Genomic DNA, 26,211 nt, shown 5'->3' with positions numbered 1-26,211 from the left:
GATGCGACAAGCCGGCGCGGCTCAGGGCGCGATGGCGCGCCATGCGGCGACCACCGCCTGCGCCTTGCCGGCGACTGTCCCGGCATCGTCGCCCGGGCGGTAGATGGCACCGCCGACGCCGATCCCTTCCGCACCCGCCGCCAGCCATTCGTGGATGTTGTTGGCGTCGGTCCCGCCGACGCCCCAGGTTTTGACGTCCTTGGGCAGGACGTCCCGGATGGCCTTCAGATAGGCCGGCCCAAGCGCCATCGCCGGGAACAGTTTCAGCCGGCGCGCGCCCGCGGCGATGCCGCGGAACGCTTCGCTGGGGGTGACGAACCCCGGCATCGGCTCCAACCCGCGCGCCACGGCACGGGCGATGACCGCGGGGTCGATATTGGGCGTCACCATGATCCGCGATCCCGTATCCGCGAGCCGATCGACCGATGGGACATCCAGCACCGTACCGCCGCCGATCAGCGCATGATCGCCGTAAGCCTGCTGGATCGCGGTGATGCTGGCGAAGGGGTCGGGAGAGTTCAGCGGGACCTCGACCATCCGGATCCCGGCGTCGATCAGTGCGGACGCGATCGACACGGCCTCTTCCGGCTCGATACCGCGCAGGATCGCGACGATGGGCGGTGCACCGTCTGCGAGAATGTCGTCGATCGTCACGATTTGGTCTCCAGTGCGTTCAGTCCCGCAAGCGCAGCGGCGTCGCCATCGACCAGGTCGACGGCGATCGCATATCCGGCAAATGTGCGGCGGTAGCGTTCGGTAAGCCGGGGATCCCCGACCAGCGCGATCCGGCCCGTCCGCGGTTCGTCGTGCAACGCTTCCGCGATCTCGCCGCCGATCAGCAGGCCGGAAAGATAGCCAAGCGCCCAGCCATGCGAGCGCCCTTCCAGCAACTGCGCGCTCCGTGCCTCGAACAGCGCACCGATCACCTGGCCTGACCGGGACCGATCGAGTCCATGCGCAAAGCCCTTATCCTCTTCGCCCGGATCGACGGTCGAGCCGGCGGCAGCACGCGCCAGGATCGAATGATCGCGAAGCAATGCGAACAATTCGCCCGTCAGATAGGTGCGAAAACCGGTGACGCGACCGTCCTCGATCGTCGTCCATTTGCTGTGCGTGCCGGGCAGGATGACGCGGTGCCGTCCGGCTGAGAGCCGCAGGTCGAGCGCGATCGCACCGAAGATCTGCGTTTCCTCGCCGCGCATCACGTCGGGAACGCCGGCCTTCATGGCCAGTCCGGCCAGGATCGCCACCGGGATGTCGTCGAGCGCCAGCCGCGCCGCACCAGCGATCCATGTCGCCTGGTCGGCGGGGCAATCGACATAGGGCACCTCGACCCAGCCGTTGCGCGATCCCACCATCCCGCACAGCGCGATCGCCGACGGATCGCCCGCCGCGCGCCATGGGACGAGCGCCTCACGCAATACCGCCTCGGGCGGTGTGCTGGCGGTGCCGATCCCCGGTGCCTCGCACCGATCGGTCACCACGCCCGATTCGATCCGGAACAGCCGCAGCCGGCTCGTCCCCCAATCGCCGACTATGCGGTAGCTCATCGTGCGATCCTGACCGGCGTGATCGGGATGCCCGGCACCGGCGCGTCGAATGCGAACAGCCCGCCGGCCAGGGGTTGCGCGGTCAGTTCCTCGTCCGACAACCCGGCGCGCGCGGTGGTGACGAAGGCGGTCCTGAGGTCGGGGCCACCGAACGCGACCTTGGTGATGTTCGCACATGGGAATGCGACCGTCGCCAGCAACGTTCCGTCGGGGCCATAGCGCCGGGCCTGCCACCCGCCCCACAGGCCGACCCAGACGCAGCCTTCCGAATCGATCGACGCGCCGTCCGGATGCCCCTCCTCGGGCGCTATCGTCACGAACGGCTCTCCGTCGAGCAGCCGATCGGTGGCGGCGATGTCGAAGCGCGTGATGATGCCGGCGACGGTATCGACGTGATAGAGAAAGCGGCCGTCCGGACTGATCGCGGGCCCATTGGTTATGATGCTTTCGCCGCCGGCGACGGTGATCGTCTCGCCATCGAAAAGATGGACCGCCCCGGTCACCTTCGTCTCGGCATCGTCCATCGTCCCGAACCACAGCCGGCCGGACGGATCGACCGCGGCATCGTTGGTGCGATTATGCGCAGGCATGTCGATCGTCGCGACCGGGTCGCCAAGCGTTCCGTCGCGCACGATATGCAACCCGTCGCCGCTGCCGACGATCAGCCCTCCGTCATCGGTCGGCAGCACGAAGCTGGGGCGACCGCCGACCGCGACCGTCGATCCCGCCCCGGTCGCCGGATCGTAGCGGTGGAGAGCGCCGCGCTTGATATCGACGAACCACAACGCAGCATCGTCGGCGATCCAGGCAGGACCTTCGCCCAGTATCGCCGCGACGGGCCAGAGCAGGCGACTGAGCAGTTCATCCTCCTGGTCTTCACTGAGGCCAAGGACTCGACAGGTCCGATCGATCATATAATTACTGGCGCAGGGCAGACGCAACCGCCGATGTCGGGGTGGCCGGCATAGACCGGCGGGAGAGTTCCACCGTGCAACTGGGTTTCATCGATATCGCCGTCATCGTCGCGTACGGCGTCGCGATCTTCGGGCTCGCGCAATATGTCTCGCGTGACAAGGTGGGGGCCGGGCCCAAGAATACCACCGATTATTTCCTGGCGTCGAAGGATCTGCCCTGGTGGGCGATCGGTGCGTCGCTGATCGCGGCGAACATTTCGGCGGAGCAGATCGTCGGCATGTCGGGATCGGGCTACGCGATCGGGCTGGCGATCGCGTCCTACGAATGGATGGCGGCGCTGACGCTGCTGATCGTCGGCAAGTTCTTCCTGCCGATCTTCCTGCGCAACGAAATCTACACGATGCCGCAATTCCTGGAGCGGCGTTACGGCCCCGGCATCCGGACGCTGATGGCGCTGTTCTGGCTCGCGCTGTACGTGTTCGTGAACCTGACCTCGATCATCTGGCTCGGATCGATCGCGGTCACGAAGGTGGCGGGCGTCGACCAGAATATCGCGCTGGTGGCGCTGGGTGCGTTCGCCTTGCTGTACCAGATCCGCGGCGGCCTTAAGGCGGTGGCGCTGACCGACATCGTGCAGGTGACGTTGCTGGTGTTGGGCGGCCTGATCGTCGCATGGCTGACGCTCGGGCAATTGGGCGCCGGTCAGGGCGTGATCGCCGGCTGGCATGTGCTGACGACGCGCATTCCCGACCATTTCCAGATGATCCTGGCACCGGGCAATTCACCGGCTTCTTCACGCCTGGGATCACCGTTATCTTCCTGCTCGGCCTGTTCTGGAAACGCGCGAGCGAGGCCGGCGCGATCACCGCCGCCGTCGCGTCGGTGATATTGTCGTGGGTGTTCAAGGCGAAGTGGACCGGCCAGCCGTTCATGAATCGGATGGGCGTCGTGTTCCTGATCGCGCTCGCGCTGGCAGCGGTCAGCGGCGTGGATGGCTCGTCCGCTTGAGTTGATGGTCCGGCGGGATGATGTCGATCGTAAAGGGGATGCCGACCCCATGAGCGATCAATTGAGGGACGGTTTCACGCGCAGCGACGAATGGATTGCGCGCGGACCAACCCGTCCGCAAATGCTTCGATAGCTTCGCTCAGCGGCGGCAACGGCACGCCGCGTCGACTGACGAGCGGCACCGACAAGGGCCGCGGGGCGATCCATTGCGGCAACTGCCCCGTCACCGGCTTTACCAAACGTGTATCGAGCGCACAGGCCTCCGCGATACGCCGCGCGAACGCCGCCCAGCTCAGCGCCTCGGCATTCGTCAGGTGCCAGATGCCGGTGGCACCATCGATCAGCAGGTCGAGCGCGCCGCTTACGAGATGCGATACGAAGGTCGGGGTGACCACATGATCCTCTGCGGCACCGAATGGCTGGCCCGACGAAAGCATGCGGACGACGGCGGCGGCGAAGTTATGGGGATCGTCGGGTGAGAAGAACGCTGCGGTGCGAAGGACAAGCGACCCAGACAGGGTAGCGCAGACCTGTTCCATCGCGGCCTTGCTTCGACCATAGACGTTGAGCGGCCCGACCGCATCATCCTCGGCATAAGGCCGTTCTGCAGTGCCGTCGAATACCAGGTCGCTCGAGAAATTGACGATGCCGATGCCGCGCGCCGCACAGGCTTCGGACAGGGCGACCGCGCCGACGGCGTTGGCGCGAAAACAGGCATCGACATTATGCTCTGCCGCATCGACATCGACCCATCCGGCGGTATTGACGACCGCCCAAGGTCGGACCGTGTCCAGCGTTGCCGCAATCGTCTCGGGTCGGTCGAGATCGAGCGTCCCGCGCCCTGTCGAGACGCAGGCGATATCGCGGGCCGCACAGGCGCGTGCGAAGGCCTGACCCAAAGTCCCGGTCGCGCCGCAGATCAACAATGGCTGCGCCGCATCGGCACCGCCGCCGGTCGCAAGCCCCGCCGGGCGCATGATCGGGGGGTATATTATCCGTTCCGGTCTGCGCCACCATCCGGCACCCGCCAATACAGGGTGCCGGGGCGAATCATGGGGCAATCCTTTCCACAACGCCGCCAGCGCGGTCGGGCGAGGCCGGTCGCCGACGACCTCGTAGACACCAGATTCGTATTTGCCGGGCCTGGTCAGCAAGGTGTTCCACCCGTGGCTGCCAAGCAGCGACCATGCCGTGACCGCGCGGATATCGATGCCGTCCGCCTTAAGCGCTACGGCCTCATCCCAGGCGTCCGCCGCCCAGCGCAGCTGTTCGTCGCGCGTGCAGCCATTATGCACCTCCGTAATGGCCAGCGGCACCTTGTAGCGATCCCATGTTTCGCGAAGCGCATTGGTCAGGCCCGCCGGTGCCGGGGTCAGGACACGGATGGCTTCGGTGTCGGCATAGTGCAGCTGGCCGTTCCCTCCGTAGGTCCGCGCGTCGTACCGCTGGAGCCGATGATCGAGAAATCGGTCGCTGGTCAGATAGTGGTTGACCCCGATGATGTCGGGGGGCGACGGGTCGTCGGCGATCTGCGCCAGCCGCCCGCCGAGGCCATGGCGCGATAGGCGCAGCCATAGCGGATGATGCCGCGTCACCCGGCCGAACAGCAGATCCCATCCGGCCCATCGGCGCAGATTGTCGAAGGCTGCCTGTTCGGCGAGGTGAAGCGTTGAATAGGTCCGCCCGACATCATCGGTCTGGATCAGGCGAGCGGTGGGAATTACGCGCCGGATTGCCTTCATCGACAGCCGCACCGCATCGACCTGATTGACCAGCATGTGCCAGAACGAGCGCTCTGTTCGGTGATGCGGATACCAAAGGCCGTAGAGCCCGGAAAAGCGCGCCGTCGTCAGCGGTTCGTTGATCGGCGTCCAATCCCCGATCCAATCATACCGTTCAGCGACCCGCCCGGCGAACTGCGCGAGCGCGGCAGCAAAACCGTCGTCGATCAGACTGGTGTGCGAAGGTCCGCTGCCATGATGCACCAGCCCGGCGATCGGGCGGACACCGCGATCGCGGAGGCCTGTCAATCGCCGATCCGTCCAGCGCCAATCGGCGCTTTCGAGTCCGTCGGGGGCGATCCTTTCCCATATCAATGGATAGCGAAGTGCACGCAGGCCAAGTTCGGCAAACAGGTCCAGATCGTCGTCGCGATCGTGGTGACCGCTCAACCGCGTCTGGTCCACATACCCGTTCTGCGTACGATTGACCGTATATTCGAGGCCGCCCCATAATTCCAGCGCGGTCATGCGGTTTTCCCTTTTCGACCTTGACACCTCAAACGGGCCCGTCTTGTCATCGTTCCCTCAATCGCGCTTATCCATGTTATGGGGCGGTGTTTCATCGGAACATTCGATTACCATGAAATGTTGCTACGATGATATTACAACGGGGAGCCCATCAGTGACTGCGCAGATTTCGCCGATAAATGACGTCGTTACGCAGCGGCCCCTGACCGACGATATGCGCCCGACCTTGATCTGCTTCAGTCATTTGCGATGGTCCTTCGTATTCCAGCGTCCGCAACATCTGATGTCGCGGTTCGCACTCGAGCACAATGTGCTGTTTTGGGAAGAGCCTGTTTACGTCAAAGGGCTGGGGAACAGCCGCCTTCGACGCGAGGTCTGCCCCAATAGCGGCATCGCGATACTTGTACCGGAATTGGATCCTGATAACCGCATTTGCGAAGACATGGAATTGTCGACGCTTCTTGATGACATCGCCGGAGGGATCAAAGGACCTTTGGTTCGCTGGTATTATACCCCGATGATGCTGTCTTTTTCGGATCATGTTCGTGCGGATTGCACCGTCTATGATTGCATGGATGAACTTTCCGCGTTCAAGAACGCGCCTCCTGAATTGTTGGCGCGTGAACGGGCGTTGCTGGAGCAGGCGGATATTGTCTTTACCGGCGGCACAAGCCTCTACGAGGCGAAGCGTGATCGCCATTCCAACGTCCACGCATTTCCATCCAGCATCGACGCGCCGCATTTCGCCCGTGCCCGTGATACGATGGACGATCCCGTGGATCAGGTGGACATTCCGCGCCCCCGGCTCGGTTTTTGCGGAGTCATCGATGAGCGGATGGATCTCGATCTGCTCGCCGCCATCGCCGATGCACGACCGGACTGGTCACTGGTGGTGATCGGACCAGTCGTGAAGATCAGTGAGAGCGATCTGCCGCAGCGGTCGAACATCCATTATCTTGGCCGTAGGAGCTACGATGCGCTACCCGACTATATGGCGGGGTGGGACGTCGCGCTGATGCCGTTCGCGATCAACGCGGCGACTCGTTTCATCAGCCCCACCAAGACGCCGGAATATCTGGCCGCGGGTTGCCCCGTCGTATCGACGCCGATCGTCGATGTCGTTCGCCACCATGGCCATCTCGAAGCGGTCGGCGTCGCCGCCACGCCGGAAGCATTCATCGCCGCGTGCGGCAAGGCGCTGGCGTTGCGTAGCAGCGGAGACTTCGCCTGGCGCGATGCCGCGGATACGCACATCGGGCGCGGATCGTGGAGCAGCACCGCGATGGAGATGGCCGCGTTGATCGCCACGCAGATCACCGTCCATGACCGCATCGAGGCTGTCGTTTCCCCCGTTACATGGCCAGCACGGCGCGAGCGGTACGACGTCATGGTCGTCGGTGCCGGGTTCGCCGGTGCGGTCATGGCGGAACGGTTGGCGCGTGACGGGGGGAAGCGGGTGCTGGTCGTAGACCGTCGTCCTCACGTGGCCGGCAACGCGTTCGATCGGGTGGATGATGCCGGCGTGCTGATCCATCAATATGGGCCGCACATCTTCCACACCAACTCGCAGGACATCGTCGATTATCTGTCGCGCTTTACCGAATGGCGGCCGTACGAGCACCGTGTGCTGTCGGATGTCGATGGCAAGCTGGTACCGATGCCGATCAACCGGACGACGCTGAACGCGTTGTACGACCTCGATCTGCGGACTGATGCCGATGTCGACGCGTTCCTCGCCAGTCGCGCGGAATCCGTTGATCCGATCCGCACCTCCGCCGATGTCGTGATCTCCAAGGTAGGTCGCGCGCTCTACGAAACGTTCTTCCAGGGCTATACCCGAAAGCAATGGGGCATGGACCCGTCCGAACTCGACAAGTCCGTCACCGCGCGAGTGCCGACGCGCAGCAACGCCGACGATCGCTATTTCACCGACAGTTTCCAGGCAATGCCGCGCGACGGCTATACCAAGATGTTTGAGCGGATGCTCGATCATCCGAATATCGATCTGCTGCTCGGCGTCGACTATCGCCAGGTGCGCGATGCCTATCCGCACGACCATCTCGTCTTTACCGGGCCGATCGACGAATATTTCGGACATCGGTACGGCAAGCTGCCGTACCGATCGCTGCGGTTCCAGCACGCGACGCTGGATATGGAATGGCTTCAGTCGGTCGCTACGGTGAATTATCCGAGCGAAGACGTGCCCTATACGCGGATCACCGAATATAAGCACCTGACCGGACAGACCTCAGCAAGGACCAGCATCACACATGAGTTTCCGTGCGCCGACGGCGACCCCTATTACCCGATCCCGCGCGATGAGAACCAGGCGCTGTACAAGCGTTACGAGGCGCTGGCCCTGGCTGAACCGGGTGTCAGTTTCGTTGGACGCTTGGCGACGTACCGCTATTACAACATGGACCAGGTGGTCGGGCAGGCGCTGTCGACCTACCGCCGTCTGGTGACCGATTGGCAGGAAGAAGAATCGCCGGTGACCAGTTGCAGCGTAGCGTAGCCCGACCAGAGAGACGGGCGACGGCCGTGTCGCGGAACGTCGGCGCGGTGCCGGTGGCCGATGCCGACGCGTTCCAGTCGGACATGTAATGGCGGCACTGGCTGCGCGGGATGACGGTTGAGGACTCGTTTGCCGGTCCCGTACGAGCCAGACGCATCGCGGCATCGTCTAAATTTGCGCGTGGTCGTCGCCGGTCATTGTCGGCGCCTGAAGCAGGTGTCGAACCTTGCAGTGCGCGCGACATGCCGGGTTTCTCCGGTCCGGCAATAAGCACGACGGCGACAGACACCGGATGCTTTTCCCCTCCGGTTCGATATAGGCTAGACGCAATCTCTTCTTCTGCTCGGACAATCCCGCTGCAAGGCGTCGAACATGTCCCATCCGCTGACGGACCCGATCCATGACGCCTCCAACACCTTCCGATCGCAATGCGGTTCTGGATACCGCCCGCGCGCTGAAGATGGCGCGCTCCGCCCATGCCTATGTGCGCGGCAATACGGTCAAATTCTATGAATGGCTGGCGGCGTCGCCCGTGTCGGCCCGCATCCCGGTCGGGCCGTCGATCTGGATTTGCGGCGATTGCCATCTCGGCAATCTGGGTCCGCTGTCGGACGGCGAGGGCGATGTCGAGGTGCAGATTCGCGACCTCGACCAGACCGTGATCGGCAATCCCGCGCACGACCTCATCCGGCTTGGACTATCGCTGGCGACCGCAGCGCGCGGATCGGACTTGCCCGGCGTTGCGACCGCGCGGATGATCGAGGAAATGGTCGACGGCTATGGCGATGCGCTCGCTCGACGGAACGCAAACGATGCCGATGCCGATGCCGATGCCGATGCCGATGCCGATGCCGATGCCGAACCCGATGTCGTCCGCATGGTCAAGCGTCGCGCGATGGGACGGCGCTGGCGTCATCTGGCGGAGGAACGGATCAACGGCACCGATCCGCGCATTCCGCTCGGCAGGAAATTCTGGGCGATCGACGACGACGAACGCGCCGCGTTGACCGCGCTGATCGCGGACCCGGACATCAAGCGGCAGATCCTGTCGCTCAATCCCGACAGCCATGACTGCGACGTCCGGCTGGTCGATGCGGCCTATTGGATGAAGGGCTGCAGTTCGCTCGGCCTGCTGCGCTACGCCGTATTGTTGTCGATCAAGGGCGCGAAGGGGCGAAGCGATTATGCGCTGGTCGATCTGAAGGAAGCGGTCGCGCCCGTCGCACCGGTCGCGGACGGTGCGCAGATGCCTGCGGACGAGGGCCAGCGCGTCGTCGCCGGTGCGCGCGCGCTTTCGCCGCATCTGGGCGGCCGGATGATTGCGGCGACATTGCTGGCCCGATCGATGTTCATCCGCGAACTCGCCCCGCAGGACCTGAAGCTGGAGGTCGAGCAATTCTCGCATTCGCAGGCGGTGAGGGCGGCGCGCTACCTCGCCTGTGTCGTCGGCAAGGCGCATGCGCGGCAGATGGACGATGTCCAGCGCCGAGAATGGCGATCCGCACTGCGCGACCACGGCGACCTTGCGATCGATGCGCCGTCCTGGCTGTGGCAGAGCGTCGTCGATCTCGCCGCCAGCCACGAGGCAGGGTATCTCGACCATTGCCGCCACTATGCGCTCGGCGCGGCGGCCTGAGCGAACGCCTGCGTAGGTCCGGTCCGACGCGCGGGCGCGGTACCCCGCCGTGGTGTCAGTGGCTGTCACGCGGCAGGCCGCGGGTCTGCGCGACCCGCTGATAGGTTTCTGCCCCTTCGAGGATCGCGCCGGTATCGAACTGGCCGACCAGCGATCGCTGGATCTGCTGCCACGGCGTCTGCGATTCGGGATATCGATACCCGCCGGCCTCGACCAGGATGCGGCGACGTTCGGCCAGTTCGTCATCGGGGATCAGCACATCGGCGGTCCCGCGGCCAAGGTCGATCCGCACGCGGTCGCCCGTCCGAAGGAGCGCCAGCCCGCCTATAGCCGCCGCCTCCGGCGACGCGTTCAGGATCGACGGCGACCCGCTCGTGCCCGATTGCCGCCCGTCGCCGATGCAGGGCAGCGCATGGATGCCCTCGCGGATCAGATAGGCGGGCGGGCGCATGTTCACGACCTCCGCGCCGCCGGGATAGCCGATCGGCCCCGCGCCGCGCATGAACATCAGCGTCTCGGTGGTAATGCCGAGCGCGGGGTCGTCGATCCGGCGGTGATAATCCTCCGGTCCGTCGAACACGATCGCCGGCCCCTCGAACGCTTCGGGGTCGTCGGGGTTCGTCAGATAGCGGGCGCGGAACTCGGGCGAGATCACGCTGGTCTTCATGATCGCGGCGTCGAACAGATTGCCGCGCAGCACGACGAAGCCCGCCGCCTCCTTCAACGGCGTGGCGAAGGGGCGGATGACCCGTTCGTCCTCGATGGCAACGCCGCGGCAATTCTCGCCGATGGTCCGGCCGTTCGCCGTCATCACGTCCTCGGCGATCAGTCCCTGTTCGATCAGCTGCGCGACCACCGCAGGCACACCACCCGCGTGATAGAAATCCTCGCCCAGATATTCGCCCGCCGGCTGCAGGTTGACGAGCAGCGGTACGTCGAGGCCATGCTCCTGCCAATCGTCGATCGACAGTTCGACCCCGATGTGCCGGGCGATGGCGACAAGATGGATCGGCGCGTTGGTCGATCCGCCGATCGCGGAATTGACCCGGATGGCGTTCAGAAAGGCGTGGCGCGTCATGATGTCGGACGGCTTCAGATCCTCACGCACCATCTCGACGATCCGCTTGCCCGTCTCATAGGCCATTTCCTGCCGGTCACGGTACGGCGCAGGGATCGCCGCCGATCCGGGCAGCTGCATCCCCAGCGCCTCGGCAAGGCTGTTCATCGTCGTCGCGGTGCCCATCGTGTTGCAATATCCGGTCGACGGCGCGGACGAGGCCACGAGCTTTACGAAGCCCGCCGCATCGATCTCGCCCGCCGCCAGCATTTCGCGCGCCTTCCAGACGATCGTGCCCGAGCCGGTGCGCTTGCCCTTGTGCCAGCCGTTCAGCATCGGGCCGACCGACAGCGCGATCGCCGGGGTGTTCACCGTCGCCGCCGCCATCAGGCAGGCGGGTGTCGTCTTGTCGCAGCCGATCGTCAACACCACGCCGTCCAGGGGATACCCGTAAAGCGTCTCGACCAGGCTGAGATAGGCCAGGTTGCGGTCGAGCGCCGCGGTCGGGCGCTTGCCGGTTTCCTGGATGGGGTGGACGGGGAATTCGATCGCGATCCCGCCCGCGTCGCGAATCCCCTCACGCACGCGCTCGGCCAGTACCAGATGATGGCGGTTGCACGGGCTGAGGTCGCTGCCCGTCTGCGCGATCCCGATGATCGGCCGGCCGGATTGAAGCTCAGTCTGGCTGAGCCCGAAGTTCAGATAGCGTTCGATATACAGCGCGGTCATGTCGACATTGGCGGGATTGTCGAACCACGCCTTGCTGCGGAGCGTTGGGGTGTCGGACATCTTGACCTCGTGATCGATGGAGCCAGAGCGCAGGAATTACGGATTAAGCTTATAGGTCATGGCACTAAGCGATAACGCAATAGGCGAGGGAGCCTGATCGTCCGGATCACCACCATGTCGCATAGAATGCGATCAGGATCAGGATGACTCCGACCGCGCCGATGTCGAAGCCGGAGGATGTGGCGTAGTTCACGTCGCGCGTCTCGATCGTGTCCGCATCGGTCCGCGTCGGGATAAGCAGCGACACCAGCACCGCGGAAAAACCGCGTGCGGGCGCATTTCCTGCCACGGTCAGCACGCGGATTTGCTGAATCAGCGTCAGGTCGTTAGCGTGATGCGTTCCATAAGCGCATCGGTCGATTCCTGATTTTTCCTGATTTTCGGACGTGAACGATAGCGAATCGTCACTGCTCTGGACCGCAATGTTCGACCCCGTGACCTTGCTGCAGGTCCCGAAGAAATGCAGCACGTCGGCCCGTTGCATGTCTGGACCGGAGTCGAACGCCAGGCCGTTGATATGGCCGCCGGTCGAATTCTTGATCTCCATGCCGAAGCCGGTCAGCGGGCCTGCGGTCTTGACGCGACGTCAGCATCTCCTCCGGCATCGCCCTGGTCACCGGCAGGAAGCGCGTGCCCAGTCCCGCGATGGGGAAGACCACCTTGCGTACGCGCTTGATCGTCATGGTCCATTCCTTTGGTGGGTGGCGACGACGCTACCAATCACGCCCCGCTTCCAGAGCATCAAAGCAGGTCCGTACTGCTGTAACGACCGACGCGACACCGTGGATCACAGGCCGTTGGCAAGGCTCCCCTCGATCCCATGCAGGATCGCGAGCGATTTGCCCAATGTCGTCGCGGTGTCGCCCACCCCCCGCCGCCCGGCACGAAGCTGTTCGAACTTCGCATTCCCGTCGATCGGGATTAGCCGGGCGTCGAGGCGACCGCACCTCCTACGCCTTGGCGGTGCCTGACCCATGCTCGGCATAGAGCGAAGCATAACGGCGCGTGACCATCGGCAGCGCTTCGCCGATCCACCGCGCCATGTCTTCCTCCTCGCCGAGCGATTTCTGCAGCAGCGGGGTCGCCTGGACGAAACCGCCATCCTCGGCCAGCACCAGCAACGACTTGTAGCTGGCGATCTCGAAATGCTCGAACGCGTAGTTGGCGAAGCTGTTCTTCACGATCTCGTCGCCGGCGACGGTATGCGCGATCGCGGCCATGCTCCCCGAAAGGCCGAGCGCGGTGTCCTTGAGCGTCGAACCGCTGGTATCGAAGGCCGCGAGAATCTCGTCCAGCCGTGCGATCTGGCCGTTCGTCTCCTCGATGTGGAGGCGGAGGCGGTCGGCGACCTCGGGATAATGCTCGATCCGCGCGACTTGCGGCGTCATGATCGACAATGCCTGATGCTCGACTGCATGCACATTCCGAAGGCCGGTAATGAAGAGTTCGCGAAGGACGTCGTGCTTTGTTGCCATGGTTTGTTGCTCCTTGGTGTGAAGACAGGATGTCGGGTCACAGCGGTTGCCCGGCCTGGCACCGTTCGAGTCGACCGGATCGTGCGTGCATGTTACGGTCACCGCGTTCTCACCGCTCGATCGATAGCGTTCGCAGCCGTTCCTGGTTCCGGACGCGACTGGCGAAATCTGAATCCATCAGCCGCCGATAGGCGCGTAGCCCCGGCGTGCATTTGCGCCGCGCACCGCGCATTTCGCCGGTAGAAATAGGCATCGCCGACATGAAGCAACCGCCGGCCATCGTCTTGGCGGACCGCGACCCCGGCCTCACCTCAGGTGTGGCCCGGCAGCGGGACCAGCAGGATTTCCGGCGGCAGGCCTTGGCAGGTCGCCTGGCGCGTCGAAGCCGAACCACGGTTCTCCGCGCGCCATAGCAGCGCCAGTTCCGCACATCGTCCAGTCGTCGCGCCCGCCAGCGCGCTTGTCCAGAGGGGCGCAAGCGATGACAGATTTACCGAGCAAATTGGCGGAGAGGGTGGGATTCGAACCCACGGTACCCGTTAAGGCACGCCGCATTTCGAGTGCGGTACATTCGACCACTCTGCCACCTCTCCGCGAGGGATTTCGCGGCACCGCGAACGGGGCCGGTCGGTCGAGGGCGTGCCCCTATCGCAAGCATTCGGGGCGTGCAAGCAGCGGCGACGATCGCGCGGTCGGTTCACGGCTTGTGCGATGCAAAACAAGGATTAGATGGGTTGCATGCCCAGTCACGATGTTATCAGTTTCAGCGCCACCGGTTCACGCGGAGCGCTTGATGCGCCGCCGATCGCGCACGCCCGTTTCTCGATCGGTGATGTCGTTCGCCACCGGATGTTCGATTTTCGCGGCGTGATCTTCGATGTCGATCCGGTTTTCGCAAACAGCGAGGAATGGTATGAGGCGATCCCGGAGGGTATCCGTCCGAAACGGGATCAGCCTTTCTATCATCTGCTCGCCGAGAATATGGAGTCGAGCTACGTCGCATACGTCAGCCAACAGAATCTCGTGGCCGACGAAAGCGACGAGCCGGTCGATCATCCGGCTATATCGGGGCTGTTCACCGGCTATGCCGATGGCCGCTATCGTTTGCGGCAACAACACCGCCACTGAGCAGGCGAACTCTGGGGCTTGTGGTTGACAAGCCGCCACTCGTCCCTTAGCCGGCACCTCTTTCCGGACGGGGTCATCCGAATCCTGCCGGGCTATGAATTTTTGAAAGTGATCAGGGCCATGTTCGCAGTCGTGCGCACGGGCGGCAAGCAATATCGCGTCGCCGCCGGAGACAAGATCGTCGTCGAGAAGATCGACGGTGATGCAGGCGCGTCGGTGACGCTGGGCGACGTATTGCTTGCAGGCGAAGGTGCCGAGATGCAGTCGGTCGAAGGCTTCACCGTCGCCGCCGAGATCGTCGCGCAGGCGAAGGCCGACAAGGTCATCGTGTTCAAGAAGCGTCGCCGTCACAATTATCGCCGCAAGAACGGCCACCGCCAGCAGCATACGATCCTGAAGATCGTCAGTGTCGGTGGTCATACCGCCAAGAGCACCGAGGGCGATGCCCCGGCTGCCCAGGCATAGGGAGTAGCTTCGGATGGCACATAAGAAAGCAGGCGGTTCGTCGCGCAACGGTCGCGATTCGGCCGGTCGTCGCCTCGGCGTGAAGAAGTTCGGTGGCCAGGAAGTGGTCGCGGGCAACATTCTCGTGCGCCAGCGCGGCACCAAATTCTATCCGGGTTCCAATGTCGGCATCGGTACCGACCACACCTTGTTCGCACTGGCCGACGGTCGTGTGTCGTTCAAGGAAGGCAAGATGGGCCGCAAATTCTGTTCGGTCGATATCCAGGACATGGCGATCGCGGCCGAATAACATCGGGTAACCAGACGGGTTGCCCACCAGGGCGACCCGGGTTCCGCGCAAGCGGACCAGCCAGTCAGGGAGACGGGTCCGCCCCGGCTCCCTTTTTTATTGCTCCCTCCCCAATGCGTTGTCGCGGCCCCGTCATTCCGAAGTGGCAGCGGCGACGCGACGCGACGAGGAGGAAGCGGATATGTTCGCGCGCACGAAGAGACTGACGCTGCGGCCGGGCTGGCCGGAGGATGCCCCTGATTTGGCGAAGGCGATCGCGCATGAAAGCATCGTGACGAAGATTTCTCACGCGCCATGGCCTTACACGATCGACGATGCCGCGGCGTTTCTCGCGCGATCGCGGACGGTCGACGACGTCGTGATGCTCATCACCATTCCCGACGGGCCGGCGCCGCGGCTTGTCGGCTGCATCGGACTTCACCCCGAGGGCGACCGGCATGAACTGGGCTATTGGCTGACGCCCGATGTCTGGGGACGCGGCTATGCCACAGAAGCGGGGCGGCAGATGTTGCAGATTGCTCGCCATGCGCTGGGGCTCAACCGCCTGAAGGCGGGGTTCTACATCGACAATCCCGCATCCGGTCGCGTGCTGACAAAGCTGGGCTTTCGCCATACCGGGCGGACGGAACCGCAATTCTGCCGCGCCCGCGGGCGAGATGTCGCGTGCACGAAGGTCGAACTGGACTTGGACAATGACGACCGACCGGGTGCGATGCCGCTCGCGGCGTAACCGGCTTGTCACGGCGCGGTAAAAATCCGACAGCGATGGGCAGATGACCGCCGCTCTTGCCCCCGCTCCTGTTCCGCGCCGCCGCCTGTCGCCCGAGGACTCGCGCGACGCCGCGCTAGACGCGGCGCGGTCGCTGTTGGTCGAGCACGGGCCGCAGGCGGTCACGCTCAAAGCCGTCGCGGCGCGGATCGGGCGGACGCACGCCAATCTGCTTCACCATTTCGGGTCTGCTGCCGGATTGCAGAAAGCGCTGATCGCACGGATGGCGCAGGGGATCGTCGGGACGATCGGCGCGGCGGTGTTGCGGACCCGCGCCGGCGACCAGGACCCCGGCGAGGTCGTCGACCTGACGTTCGACGCGTTCGGCAGGGGTGGTGCCGGCGCGCTCGCCAGCTGGATGATCCTGTCGGGCAACGAAGATGCGCTCGACCCGATCCTGACCGCGATCCACGATCTGGTCGATGAGCTGGCCGAGGGGCATAGCGAGGGTGAGCGATCGATCCATGAGGAGACGCTGCAGCTGGTGCTGATGGCGCTGGGGGATGCGCTGCTTGGCGCGCCGATGGCGCGGGCGCTCGGGTTGCCGCGGGACAAGGCGCGGGCGTTGGCGCTGGAGGCCTTGCTGGCGAAGCGGTGATCCAGGATCGACGCAGCGCCGCGGCCTTTCTTCATCACCCCGGACTTGATCCGGGGCCGCGCTTCTTCTTTGGCGTACGAGACGCCGCGGCAAAGCCGCGTCGTCGGTCCTCGCATGGGCGAGGCCGTCCGGGCGTGCGCTGGAGCCTCGCTTTAGCTGCGCTAAAGCGGTAGGCCGCGCACGCCATGCATTTCCTCGACCAAGCGAAGATCTTCGTCAGTTCCGGCTCCGGCGGCCCCGGGGCCGTCAGTTTCCGGCGCGAAAAATTCATCGAATATGGTGGCCCGAACGGCGGCAACGGCGGCAAGGGCGGCGATATCGTGTTCGAGGCGGTCGCCGGGCTGAACACGCTGATCGATTTCCGCTATACGCAGCATTTCCGTGCACCGCGCGGCAGCGGCGGATCGGGACAGAACCGAACCGGTGCGGGCGGCGACGATCTGGTCATCAGGGTGCCGGTGGGCACGCAAATCCTGTCCGAGGACCGCGAGGATATCCTGCTCGACTTCACCCGGGTCGGACAGCGCGAGATCTTCATGCGTGGCGGTGACGGCGGGCGCGGCAATGCCAGCTACAAGACCTCCACCAACCGCGCGCCGCGCCAGCACGGCACCGGCTGGCCATGCGAGGAAGCGTGGATATGGCTTCGGTTGAAACTGCTGGCCGATGCCGGGCTCGTCGGGCTGCCCAATGCGGGCAAGTCGACCTTCATCAACCAAGTGACCAACGCGCAGGCCAAGGTCGGCGAATATGCCTTCACCACCACCCGACCGCAGTTGGGCGTCGTCAGCCACAAGAGCCGCGAGTTCGTCGTCGCGGACATTCCCGGCCTGATCGAGGGTGCGGCCGAAGGCGCGGGGATCGGCGACCGCTTCCTGGGCCATATCGAACGCTGCCGCGTGCTGCTCCATCTGGTCGATGCGAACGACGAGAATGTCGGCGAATCGTACCGGATCGTACGCGACGAGCTGGAGAATTACGGTGCCGGGCTGATCGACAAGCCGGTCGTCGTCGCGCTGAACAAGATCGACACGCTGGATGACGAGCTGATCGAGGTCCTGACCAGGGAACTGGCCGAAGCGAGCGGCACCGACGTGATCCCGATCTCCGGCGTCAGCGGGACCGGCGTGGATTGGGCGCTGGACACGCTGATCGAGGCGATCGGCCCCGCGCCGGATGCCGTGCCCGCGGACGACGAAGGCGAAGACGCGATCGAATGGTCGCCGGTTTGAACGAGTACACCTTCGTGATATAAGATATTTATGGCGAGCGAACCGATCTATCCTTTGCTGACGGCCGAGGAGTTCCTCGAGATCGATTTCGGTGACCGTAAGGCCGAACTCGATAACGGTATCATCCGGATGATGGCTGGCGGCACGGCGCGGCATGCAGACGTTCAGGGCAATATCTTCGCTTTCCTGCGCGTAGCACTTCGCGGAACCGGCTGTCGGTCTTACAACTCCGACATGGCAATACAGACCCATGACCGGTCGATCCGTTACCCCGACGTCAGCGTATTTTGTGATCGTGGAAACGCGTCCAATGATCAGCTGAAAGCGTTCGACGACCCCCGCATCCTGTTCGAGGTGCTATCCGCCGGCACCGCGCGCACCGATCTGCGTATGAAGCTTGACGAGTATAAGGCGCTTGCCAGCGTTGATACCATCGTGTTCGTCGACATCGCCGTGGAGCGGTTGCGCATCGTCCAGCGAACCGAAGTGCATGGGTGGTCCGACATCCGTCATCAAGGCCCCGTCGATGTCGCATTGCCGTCGTTGGCCCTCAGCGTCCCTCATGACGAAATTTTCGCGCGCGATTGATCCGCGCGCCGAGCGCGCTAACGCGATCGAAATGATTTTCCCCCCCGCTTCCTGCCCCCGTCTCGTCGTCAAGGTCGGTTCGGCATTGCTCGTCGATCCCGACGGCCAAATACGGCGCGAATGGCTGGCGGGGCTGGTCCGCGACATCGCCGGGCGGATGCGTGCGGGCCAGCAGGTCGTCATCGTATCATCCGGCGCGATCGCGCTGGGTGCACGGCGTCTCGGTCTCGCGAAAGGCGGTCGGGCAAGCCTGGACGATGCCCAGGCCGCGGCGGCCACCGGGCAGATCGCGCTTGCGGGCGTATGGGCGGCGTTGCTGGAGGCGGAGGGGCTGGTTGCCGCACAGATGCTCGTCACGCTCGATGATCTGGAGGATCGGCGGCGCTATCTGAACGCCTCCGCCACGCTGGCGCGGCTGATGGCGCTTCGGGCGGTGGCGGTGGTGAACGAGAATGACAGCGTGGCGACGGCGGAAATCCGGTTCGGCGACAATGATCGGCTGGCGGCGCGTGTCGCGCAGGCTGCGGGCGCGCGCGGGGTCGTGCTGCTGTCCGACGTCGATGGGTTGTACGATCGCAACCCTGCCGGGCCCGGCGCGATGCACGTCGCGCGGATCCAGCGGATCGACGCGGTGGCGCATATGGCGGATACCGCCTCCGCCTCGGGCATGGGATCGGGCGGTATGGTTTCCAAGATCGCGGCCGCACGCATCGCCACTGCCGCGGGGATCGACCTGGCGATCTCTAGCGGCCGAGTGGACCGGCCCCTATCGGGCGATCACCGCCATAGTCTGTTCGTCGCGGAGGATCGCGAGGTATCCGCGCGCAAGGCATGGCTTGGCGGCGGACTGACCACGAAGGGCGCTATCCATGTCGATGCGGGGGCTGCGGGGGCGCTGGCGAAGGGAGGCAGCCTGTTGGCGGCAGGCGCTGTGCGGGTGGAGGGCAAGTTCGGGCGCGGTGATGTCGTCGCGGTCGAAGGACCGTCCGGCATCATCGCGCGCGGGCTGGCGGAATATGATGCCGCGGACGCGGCGGCACTGGTCGGCCGGCGCAGCGACGAACACGCCGCAATCCTCGGCTATGCGCCGCGCACCGCATTGGTCCACCGCAGCCATCTGGTGATGCTGTGATCCTTGCGATCACGGGGGGCACCGGGTTCGTCGGCAGCCATCTGATCGACTACGCGCTTGCCGCGGGGCACCATGTCCGCGCGCTTGCCCGCAGGTCGCAGGCACCGCGTGACGGCGTCGAATGGATTGCGGGTGCGCTCGACCGGACGGACAGCCTCGATACGCTGGTCGCCGGCGCGGACGCGGTCGTTCACGTGGCCGGCGTCGTCAACGCGCCCGACCGCGCCGGCTTCTCGGCAGGCAATGTGGACGGCACCGCGGCGATCGTTGCTGCCGCGTCGCGGGCGGGCGTGGCATGCTTCGTCCATGTCTCCTCGCTGGCTGCGCGCGAACCGGGCCTGTCCGCTTATGGCTGGTCCAAGGCGGGGGCGGAAAAGGTCGTGACGGCCAGCGATCTGGACTGGTCGATCGTTCGTCCGCCCGCGATCTTCGGGCCGCGCGATACCGAGATGCTGGAACTGTTCCGCATCGCCCGATACCGCATCATGCCGCTGCCGCCGGCTGGCGGTCGGATGTCGCTGATCTACGTCGAGGACCTCGCACGCCTATTGCTGGTGCTGGCGACGGGGACCGCGACATCCCGCCAGATGCTCGAGCCCGATGACGGGGTGCCCGGCGGCTGGGACCACCGGGACGTGGCCCGCGCGATCGGCGGTGCGGTCGGCACGTCGGTGCTGCCCCTGTCCCTCCCCCGCCCGCTTCTCCGAACGCTGGCACGCGCGGATACGGTGGTACGCGGCACGCGCGCGAAGCTCACGCCCGACCGCGTCGCGTATTTCTGTCACCCGGACTGGACCGCGCACCTGCCGCCGCCAGCCGATGTGTGGACGGCGCAGACCCCCACGACCGAGGCGATGGCAACCACCGCGCGATGGTATCGCGAAAATCGACTGCTATAGCGCCGCAACCCCGCCGCATTTGGCTGCCATCCGGACGAGCATGATGACCGACCGCCAGACCATCGTCGACACCGTCACCGCGCAGATCGCGCCGTTCAACAAGAAGGGTGCCGCAGTCACCGACACGACCACCTTCCAGGGCGATCTCGAATGGGACAGCCTGACCGTCATGGATTTCGTCGCCGCGATAGAGGACGAGTTCGAGATCATCATCACGATGAACATGCAGGCCGAGATCGAGACCGTAGGCCAGCTGGTCGATGCGGTCGCGAAGCTGAAGGCCACCGCATGACCGGGACCGGACTGCAATCCCAGCGCGTCGATTTCGATCCGCCGCCGGTCGCCCCGGAGCGCGACCTGATGAGCAAGTTCGACGGCCTGATTGCGGAACGTCAGGCGCTGCTGGATACCGGCGTCACCGATCCGTTCGCGATCGTGATGGAAGAGGTGCTGTCGCCGACGCAAGCGATCATCAAAGGCCGCGAGACGATCCTTCTCGGCACCTATAATTACATGGGCATGACGTTCGATCCCGACGTGCTGGCGGCAGGCAAGGCGGCGCTCGACAGGTTCGGATCGGGTACCAACGGCAGCCGGATGCTGAACGGCACCTTCCACGACCATATCGGAGTCGAACAGGCGCTGCGCGACTTCTACGGCGTCAGCGGCGCGATCGTGTTCTCGACCGGATATATGGCGAACCTCGGCATGATCTCGACGCTCGCGGGCAAGGGCGAGTACGTCATCCTCGATGCCGACAGCCACGCATCGATCTATGACGGCTGCCAGCAGGGCAATGCCGAGATCGTACGCTTCCGGCACAATTCGGTCGAGGATCTCGACAAGCGGCTCGGCCGCCTGCCGAAGGAGCCCGCCAAGCTGGTGGTGCTGGAAGGCGTCTATTCGATGCTCGGCGACGTCGCGCCGCTGAAGGAGCTGGTCGCGGTGGCCAGGAAGCATGGCGCGATGGTGCTGTCCGACGAGGCGCATTCGATGGGCTTTTTCGGCGATCACGGCCGCGGCGTGTACGAAGCCCAGGGGCTGGAGGGCGAAGTCGATTTCATCGTTGGCACTTTTTCCAAATCGGTCGGTACCGTCGGCGGCTTCTGCGTGTCGAACCATCCCAAGTTCGAGGCGATCCGGCTAGCCTGCCGTGCCTATATCTTCACCGCCAGCCTGCCCCCCTCGGTCGTCGCGACCGCGACGGCGTCGATCCGCAAGCTCGCGACGGCGAACGAAAAGCGCGCACGCCTCTGGGCGAACGCGCGACAGCTGCATGGGGGGCTGAAGGCGATGGGCTTCACGCTAGGCACCGACCAGCCGGACAGCGCGATCGTCGCGGTGATCCTGAAGGATCAGAAACAGGCGATCGCGATGTGGCAGGCGCTGCTGGAGGGCGGGCTCTACGTCAACATGGCGCGGCCGCCGGCGACACCGGCCGGCACCTACCTGTTGCGCTGTTCGCTTTGCGCCGAACATTCGACAGTACAGCTCGACCGCGTGCTGGCGATGTTCCGCGATGCGGGGCGGACCGTGGGCGCGATCGGCTAAAGCACGCGCGACATCTTTCGCACGGTTGCTGCTTGCGATAAGCTGCGACCATGCGGGACGAGGGCGACACAATAGCCCCGAAGGACGGATCGACCTGGCGCATCGCGGCACTCGTCGTGATGGCGTTGCTGGGCGTGGCGGTGCTCGTCGCGTTGATCGTGACGCTGGGCGACGTGAACCGGCAGCGCGACCGCGCGCTGCAACTACAGGCGCACAGTTTCAACGTCATGATCCTGTCGCGTACGTTGGCGGGTACGATCGCCCGGTCGGAGGCATCGCTCGGCCGCTACGTCATTTCCGCCGACAAGCAGCTGGGGCGGCTCTATTCCGACGAGTGGGTTCAGGCGGGCAACGAGATCGACCAGCTCGACCGGATCACCGCCGACAACAACGAACAACAAGGAAGGATCGATCGCCTGCGCGCCGCCTATGACGCGCGCGGCAAGGAATTGTCGCTGACCGCGCTCAGCACGAATTACGGGATGAACAACCAGGCGCTCTCGCGTTACTATCAGGCCCGGCAAGCGGAATCGCTCAACGCGATCAACCGTACGCTCGACCAGATCATCGCGCGCGAGCGCGTGTTGCTGGAACAGCGCGCGAGTGCGGCGGCGCGGTCGGTCGATCAGTCGACGGGGATCGCCGAAGTGCTGGCGGTGTTCGGCGGCCTGATCGTTCTGGGCGCGATCGCGATGGGATGGTTCACGATCAAGGCGCTGGGCGAGCGTGCGACCGCACGCCAGGACGCCGACGAAGCGCAGGAGCGCGCGGAGGAACTGGCGATCGCCGTTACCCGCGCGACCGACGAACTGCGCGCCCAGGAGGCGAAGTTGCGCCAGGTTCAGAAGATGGAGGCGGTAGGGCAGCTGACCGGCGGCATCGCGCATGATTTCAACAACATGCTCGCGGTCGTGCTCGGCGGTCTCGAGCTCGCGCGACGCAGCTTGAAGGGCGATGCGACAACAGCGCACCGGCACATCGACAGCGCGTCGGAAGGCGCGAACCGCGCGGTCGCGCTGACCCGCCGCCTGCTCGCCTTCAGCCGGGAGGAGTCGCTCAAACATGAACCGCTCGTAGCGGCGACTTTGGTGGCCGGCATGATCGATCTGCTGGACCGCACGCTTGGCGACGCGATCGAATTGGTGACCGAGGACCAATCGGATGGCTGGCGCGTCTGTGCCGACCGGATCCAGATGGAGAATGCGATCCTGAACCTGGCGGTCAACGCACGTGACGCGATGAACGGGCGCGGCACGCTGACGATCGTGACCGGGCATACGGCGCTCGCAAGCCATGCGGTCGGTCAGTGCGTCGCGGGCGAGTATGTAACGATCGCGGTGGGCGACAGCGGCTGCGGAATGACGCCCGATATCGCCGAACGCGTGTTCGAACCCTTTTTCACGACCAAACCCGTCGGCAAGGGTACCGGGCTCGGGCTCAGCCAGATTTTCGCACTGGTCCGTCAACTTGATGGCGAGATCGGGATCGCGACCGCGCCGGACCAGGGTACGACCGTCACATTGTACCTGCCGCGCGAATTGTCCGAAACGCTGGCGGATGCGGTGGCCGAACCGGCGGCGCCGGCCTCAGCCCCGCGTGCGGTCGATATCCTGGTGGTCGAGGACGATCCGCGCGTTCTTGCCGCGACGATCGATGCGCTCGAGGAGCTGGGTCACCGTGCCGTGGCGTGCGACGATCCGCTGACGGCAACCGCGCTCCTCGACACGCACAGGATCGACATCATCCTGACCGACGTGCTGATGCCGCGCCAGACCGGTCCGGAGATGATCGCCGCCCTGCCCGACCGGTTCGCCCACATGCCCGTGATATTCGTGACCGGCTTCGCCGGCGATACCGAAGCAAGCGGGGTCGGCGATCACCAGGTACTGCGAAAGCCGTTCACGCTGCAGGCGCTCGAAGCGGCGATCGACGCGGTGACCCCGCATCGCGACACGGAAATCTCGATCGACATCGCCGCCGAATAAACCCTTCGCACATGGCGCACGAATATCGGCTGACGCCTATGCCCCGGCGCTCTATAGCACGCCAACGCGTCCGTCCGGGAACCGAATGAAATCCATCGATCGCTATATGGCCCGGCTGATCGCGGTCCCGTTGTTCTCGACGCTGATCGTTGCCGCGATGTTGCTGGTGCTCGACCGCATGCTGCGATTGTTCCAGTTCGTCGCGACCGAGGGTGGCCCGATCAGCGTGGTATGGCGGATGCTCGCCAACCTGCTGCCCGAATATCTGGGGCTGGGCATTCCGATCGGGCTGCTGCTCGGCATCCTGCTGGCGTTCCGGCGGCTTGCGACGTCATCCGAACTGGACGTGATGCGCGGCGTGGGGATGAGCTACACCCGGTTGCTGCGCGTGCCGTACATGTATGCGATCGTCCTCGCGCTCCTGAACCTGGCGATCGTCGGCTATCTGCAACCGGTATCGCGCTACTATTACGAAAATCTGCGTTTCGAACTGCGCACGGGCGCGCTCGGCGCGTCGATCAAGGTCGGCGAATTCACCCATCTCGGCGACCGGATGACGATCCGGATCGAGGAAAGCCGCGACAAGGGCCGCAAGCTGTCGGGCATATTCGTTCATGCGCAGACGCCGAAGGGCGACTGGATCGGCGTGACCGCGGACCGCGGCCAGTTTCTCGCAACCGACGACCCCAACGTCATCATCTTCCGCCTGACCAACGGCACGCTGATCCACAACCGCGCCGATTTCGTGACGCCGCGCGTGCTTACTTTCTCTTCGCATGACCTGCCGATCAACCTGCCCAAGTTCGAAAGTTTCCGGCAGCGCGGCGGTGCGAACCTGGAATATACGCTGCCCGAACTCGCGCGACAGGGACACACCGCACCGACTCACCTGCTGCGCGATTCGGTGCGGGCCGAATTCCATTTCCGCGTCATCGAGGTGGCGACGATGTTTCTGCTGCCGCTGCTCGCGCTTGCGCTCGGTGTGCCGCCCAAGCGATCCAGTTCGGCGTTCGGCGTGTTCCTGGCGATCGTGATGATCGTGACCTTCTTCAAGATCAACCAATATGCGACCAGTATCGGTGAACTGGGGAAGGTCGATCCGCTGATCGCCTTGTGGGTGCCGTTCACGATCTTCGCCGCCCTGGTATTCTGGATGTATTACACGATCGCCTATGTTCCCGGTGGCCAGCCGATCGGAGCACTGGAACGCGGCTTTTCCAAGCTGGCGAGTGCGATCACACGGCGGATGCCCGGCCGCCGCCCGCGAACGGTGGTCGCGCCATGACGAGTTTCGGCTTTTTCCCGTCGCGCACCGTCGCCGTCTACATGGGGCGGCTGTTCCTCACCCGGACCTTCGGCATTCTTGCCGGGCTGGTGCTGGTCCTGCTGGCGCTCGCGCTGCTCGGCGAGTCGGGCAAGATCCTGGCGATGCACGGCAACGGCCAGGGCGAGGTATGGCGCTATGTCACGCTACGCGCGCCGCAGATCATCTCGACCTTCCTGCCCTATTCGGTGCTGCTCGGCACGATCCTGACGCTCTTCACGATGAACCAGAACAGCGAGATCGTCGCGCTCAAGGCGTCGGGTCTATCCGCGCACCAACTGCTGGCCCCCCTGTTCGTCGCCAGCCTGGGCGTCGCGATCTTCAGCTTCTCGTTCAACGACCGCATCGCCACGCGTGCAACGGCGACGCTCAGCGCGTGGCAGAATGTCGACTATGGCCCCCTGCCCGTCGACCGCGGCGACCGGTCCAACGTCTGGGTGCGCGATGGCGACGACTTGATCGAGGTCGACCAGATCCGGGGGCGCGGCGACAATGCGACGCTGACCGGCGTCACGCTGTACGACCGCACGGGCGGCAACATGGTCGGCATCGTCCGCGCGCCGGAAGGCCGGCGGCAGGGCGACGGCTGGCTGATCGGACCGGCGGCCCGGTTCGACGTCGCCAAGGGGACGCTGACGAAGCTGGGCGCGACCGTCATCGGCCGCGGCGTCCGGCCGGATCAGTTCACGCTCGTATCGGTCGATGCGGACGGATTGTCGTTCGGCGCGCTGGGGAATGCGATCAGCGACCTGTCGGGGGCGGGTCGCCCGACCAAGTCGCTCGAGGGTGCGCTATGGCATAAGCTTTCGGGACCGTTGTCCTCGGTCCTGATGCCACTGCTCGGGGCGATCGCGGCGTTCGGCACGGCGCGCTCGGGCAAGCTGTTCGTACGTGCCGTGATCGGCATGATGCTGGGGTTCGCCTATTTCGTGGCGGACAATTTCGCGTTGGCGATGGGGGCGCTGGGTGCCTACCCACCGTTCCTCGCGGCATGGGCACCATTCCTGCTGTTCCTGATGATCGGCGAAGTGGTGCTGATCCGCAGCGAGGAATAGCG

The 26,211-nt window shown here is 64.8% G+C and carries 27 protein-coding genes, 1 tRNA gene and 1 pseudogene; 18 read left to right on the top strand and 11 right to left on the bottom strand.

What is annotated here, in order from left to right; translation table 11 throughout:
* Positions 1–21 precede the first annotated feature (21 nt).
* From ACFE7D_RS00235 to ACFE7D_RS00225, 3 genes are read right to left on the bottom strand one after another with little or no spacing between them, the layout of a single operon-like run.
* Positions 22–654: a 2-dehydro-3-deoxy-6-phosphogalactonate aldolase gene (locus tag ACFE7D_RS00235; protein ID WP_375393420.1), complete on the bottom strand. Its 633-nt coding sequence runs from the start codon at positions 652–654 to the stop codon at positions 22–24.
* Positions 651–1,550: a 2-dehydro-3-deoxygalactonokinase gene (locus tag ACFE7D_RS00230; protein WP_375393419.1), complete on the bottom strand. Its 900-nt coding sequence runs from the start codon at positions 1,548–1,550 to the stop codon at positions 651–653. The genes ACFE7D_RS00235 and ACFE7D_RS00230 overlap by 4 nt, the downstream gene beginning before the upstream one ends.
* A complete protein-coding gene (locus tag ACFE7D_RS00225; RefSeq protein ID WP_375393418.1) occupies positions 1,547–2,464 on the bottom strand; it encodes an SMP-30/gluconolactonase/LRE family protein in 918 nt (305 codons plus the stop codon). The genes ACFE7D_RS00230 and ACFE7D_RS00225 overlap by 4 nt, the downstream gene beginning before the upstream one ends.
* A gap of 74 nt (positions 2,465–2,538) precedes the next feature.
* Between ACFE7D_RS00225 and ACFE7D_RS00220 the strand changes: the two genes are divergently transcribed.
* Together ACFE7D_RS00220 and ACFE7D_RS00215 are read left to right on the top strand one after the other, a co-directional pair.
* Positions 2,539–3,351 carry a hypothetical protein gene (locus ACFE7D_RS00220; RefSeq protein ID WP_375393417.1) on the top strand — a complete coding sequence of 271 codons (813 nt, stop codon included), beginning with the start codon at positions 2,539–2,541 and terminating at the stop codon, positions 3,349–3,351.
* Positions 3,348–3,473, top strand: coding sequence for a hypothetical protein (locus tag ACFE7D_RS00215; RefSeq protein WP_375393416.1), 126 nt, complete (start codon positions 3,348–3,350; stop codon positions 3,471–3,473). Before ACFE7D_RS00220 ends, ACFE7D_RS00215 begins: the two co-directional genes overlap by 4 nt.
* Positions 3,474–3,547: 74 nt before the next feature.
* Here ACFE7D_RS00215 and ACFE7D_RS00210 read toward each other — a convergent pair whose 3' ends face one another.
* Complete coding sequence (locus tag ACFE7D_RS00210) at positions 3,548–5,722, bottom strand: family 1 glycosylhydrolase (protein WP_375393415.1); 2,175 nt, start codon at positions 5,720–5,722, stop codon at positions 3,548–3,550.
* Between the two features lie 571 nt (positions 5,723–6,293).
* On the opposite strand from ACFE7D_RS00210, the gene glf reads away from it, so the two are divergent.
* Together glf and ACFE7D_RS00200 are read left to right on the top strand one after the other, a co-directional pair.
* A complete protein-coding gene (gene glf / locus ACFE7D_RS00205) occupies positions 6,294–8,237 on the top strand; it encodes a UDP-galactopyranose mutase (protein ID WP_375393414.1) in 1,944 nt (647 codons plus the stop codon).
* 400 nt (positions 8,238–8,637) lie between these two features.
* Entirely contained in the window at positions 8,638–9,873 is a 1,236-nt protein-coding gene (locus ACFE7D_RS00200; protein WP_375393413.1) for a DUF2252 family protein, read from the top strand.
* A 55-nt stretch (positions 9,874–9,928) separates the two neighbouring features.
* Here the strand turns inward: ACFE7D_RS00200 and ACFE7D_RS00195 are convergent, their stop codons facing one another.
* From ACFE7D_RS00195 to ACFE7D_RS00165, 7 genes and pseudogenes are all read right to left on the bottom strand, one after another.
* Positions 9,929–11,719, bottom strand: a complete 1,791-nt coding sequence (locus ACFE7D_RS00195; RefSeq protein ID WP_375393412.1) for an IlvD/Edd family dehydratase — start codon at positions 11,717–11,719, stop codon at positions 9,929–9,931.
* A 106-nt stretch (positions 11,720–11,825) separates the two neighbouring features.
* The gene (locus tag ACFE7D_RS00190; RefSeq protein WP_375393469.1) at positions 11,826–12,266 is read right to left on the bottom strand and encodes a hypothetical protein; all 441 of its coding nucleotides are present in this window, start codon (positions 12,264–12,266) and stop codon (positions 11,826–11,828) included.
* 40 nt (positions 12,267–12,306) lie between these two features.
* Positions 12,307–12,402: pseudogene (locus ACFE7D_RS00185) on the bottom strand (UTP--glucose-1-phosphate uridylyltransferase); the annotation flags it as partial.
* A 104-nt stretch (positions 12,403–12,506) separates the two neighbouring features.
* Positions 12,507–12,695, bottom strand: a complete 189-nt coding sequence (locus ACFE7D_RS00180) for a hypothetical protein (protein ID WP_375393411.1) — start codon at positions 12,693–12,695, stop codon at positions 12,507–12,509.
* A complete protein-coding gene (locus ACFE7D_RS00175; protein ID WP_375393410.1) occupies positions 12,670–13,194 on the bottom strand; it encodes a ferritin-like domain-containing protein in 525 nt (174 codons plus the stop codon). The genes ACFE7D_RS00180 and ACFE7D_RS00175 overlap by 26 nt, the downstream gene beginning before the upstream one ends.
* Before the next feature lie 109 nt (positions 13,195–13,303).
* A complete protein-coding gene (locus ACFE7D_RS00170; RefSeq protein WP_375393409.1) occupies positions 13,304–13,456 on the bottom strand; it encodes a hypothetical protein in 153 nt (50 codons plus the stop codon).
* 241 nt (positions 13,457–13,697) lie between these two features.
* A tRNA-Ser gene (locus ACFE7D_RS00165) sits at positions 13,698–13,787 on the bottom strand.
* Between the two features lie 145 nt (positions 13,788–13,932).
* Between ACFE7D_RS00165 and hspQ the strand changes: the two genes are divergently transcribed.
* The 14 genes from hspQ to lptG all read left to right on the top strand — a co-directional run bounded on the left by hspQ (position 13,933) and on the right by lptG (position 26,209).
* Entirely contained in the window at positions 13,933–14,322 is a 390-nt protein-coding gene (gene hspQ, locus ACFE7D_RS00160) for a heat shock protein HspQ (RefSeq protein WP_375393408.1), read from the top strand.
* Between the two features lie 120 nt (positions 14,323–14,442).
* Positions 14,443–14,787 (top strand): 50S ribosomal protein L21, encoded by a 345-nt coding sequence (gene rplU / locus ACFE7D_RS00155; protein ID WP_375393407.1) that lies wholly within the window; start codon positions 14,443–14,445, stop codon positions 14,785–14,787.
* 13 nt (positions 14,788–14,800) lie between these two features.
* Positions 14,801–15,076 carry a 50S ribosomal protein L27 gene (gene rpmA, locus ACFE7D_RS00150; protein WP_375393406.1) on the top strand — a complete coding sequence of 92 codons (276 nt, stop codon included), beginning with the start codon at positions 14,801–14,803 and terminating at the stop codon, positions 15,074–15,076.
* Between the two features lie 181 nt (positions 15,077–15,257).
* The gene (locus ACFE7D_RS00145) at positions 15,258–15,806 is read left to right on the top strand and encodes a GNAT family N-acetyltransferase (protein ID WP_375393405.1); all 549 of its coding nucleotides are present in this window, start codon (positions 15,258–15,260) and stop codon (positions 15,804–15,806) included.
* 43 nt (positions 15,807–15,849) lie between these two features.
* On the top strand, positions 15,850–16,443 hold the full coding sequence (locus ACFE7D_RS00140; RefSeq protein WP_375393404.1) for a TetR/AcrR family transcriptional regulator: 594 nt from the start codon (positions 15,850–15,852) through the stop codon (positions 16,441–16,443).
* A 185-nt stretch (positions 16,444–16,628) separates the two neighbouring features.
* Entirely contained in the window at positions 16,629–17,675 is a 1,047-nt protein-coding gene (gene obgE, locus ACFE7D_RS00135; RefSeq protein WP_375393403.1) for a GTPase ObgE, read from the top strand.
* 30 nt (positions 17,676–17,705) lie between these two features.
* The gene (locus tag ACFE7D_RS00130) at positions 17,706–18,263 is read left to right on the top strand and encodes a Uma2 family endonuclease (protein ID WP_375393402.1); all 558 of its coding nucleotides are present in this window, start codon (positions 17,706–17,708) and stop codon (positions 18,261–18,263) included.
* A 31-nt stretch (positions 18,264–18,294) separates the two neighbouring features.
* Positions 18,295–19,395: a glutamate 5-kinase gene (proB, locus tag ACFE7D_RS00125; RefSeq protein WP_375393401.1), complete on the top strand. Its 1,101-nt coding sequence runs from the start codon at positions 18,295–18,297 to the stop codon at positions 19,393–19,395.
* The gene (locus ACFE7D_RS00120; protein WP_375393400.1) at positions 19,392–20,294 is read left to right on the top strand and encodes an NAD-dependent epimerase/dehydratase family protein; all 903 of its coding nucleotides are present in this window, start codon (positions 19,392–19,394) and stop codon (positions 20,292–20,294) included. The genes proB and ACFE7D_RS00120 overlap by 4 nt, the downstream gene beginning before the upstream one ends.
* Positions 20,295–20,337: 43 nt before the next feature.
* Positions 20,338–20,586, top strand: coding sequence for an acyl carrier protein (locus ACFE7D_RS00115; protein ID WP_375393399.1), 249 nt, complete (start codon positions 20,338–20,340; stop codon positions 20,584–20,586).
* Entirely contained in the window at positions 20,583–21,845 is a 1,263-nt protein-coding gene (locus ACFE7D_RS00110) for an aminotransferase class I/II-fold pyridoxal phosphate-dependent enzyme (protein WP_375393398.1), read from the top strand. Before ACFE7D_RS00115 ends, ACFE7D_RS00110 begins: the two co-directional genes overlap by 4 nt.
* 50 nt (positions 21,846–21,895) lie before the next feature.
* The gene (locus ACFE7D_RS00105; protein WP_375393397.1) at positions 21,896–23,830 is read left to right on the top strand and encodes an ATP-binding protein; all 1,935 of its coding nucleotides are present in this window, start codon (positions 21,896–21,898) and stop codon (positions 23,828–23,830) included.
* 85 nt (positions 23,831–23,915) lie between these two features.
* Positions 23,916–25,115 carry an LPS export ABC transporter permease LptF gene (lptF, locus tag ACFE7D_RS00100; RefSeq protein ID WP_375393396.1) on the top strand — a complete coding sequence of 400 codons (1,200 nt, stop codon included), beginning with the start codon at positions 23,916–23,918 and terminating at the stop codon, positions 25,113–25,115.
* Entirely contained in the window at positions 25,112–26,209 is a 1,098-nt protein-coding gene (gene lptG, locus ACFE7D_RS00095) for an LPS export ABC transporter permease LptG (protein ID WP_375393395.1), read from the top strand. Before lptF ends, lptG begins: the two co-directional genes overlap by 4 nt.
* Positions 26,210–26,211: the final 2 nt, after the last annotated feature.

Source organism: uncultured Sphingomonas sp. (assembly GCF_964244235.1).
Classification (GTDB): Bacteria; Pseudomonadota; Alphaproteobacteria; order Sphingomonadales; family Sphingomonadaceae; genus Sphingomonas.
Note: the sequence above shows the minus strand (reverse complement) of the source record. Positions and strands in the feature narration are given on the sequence as shown.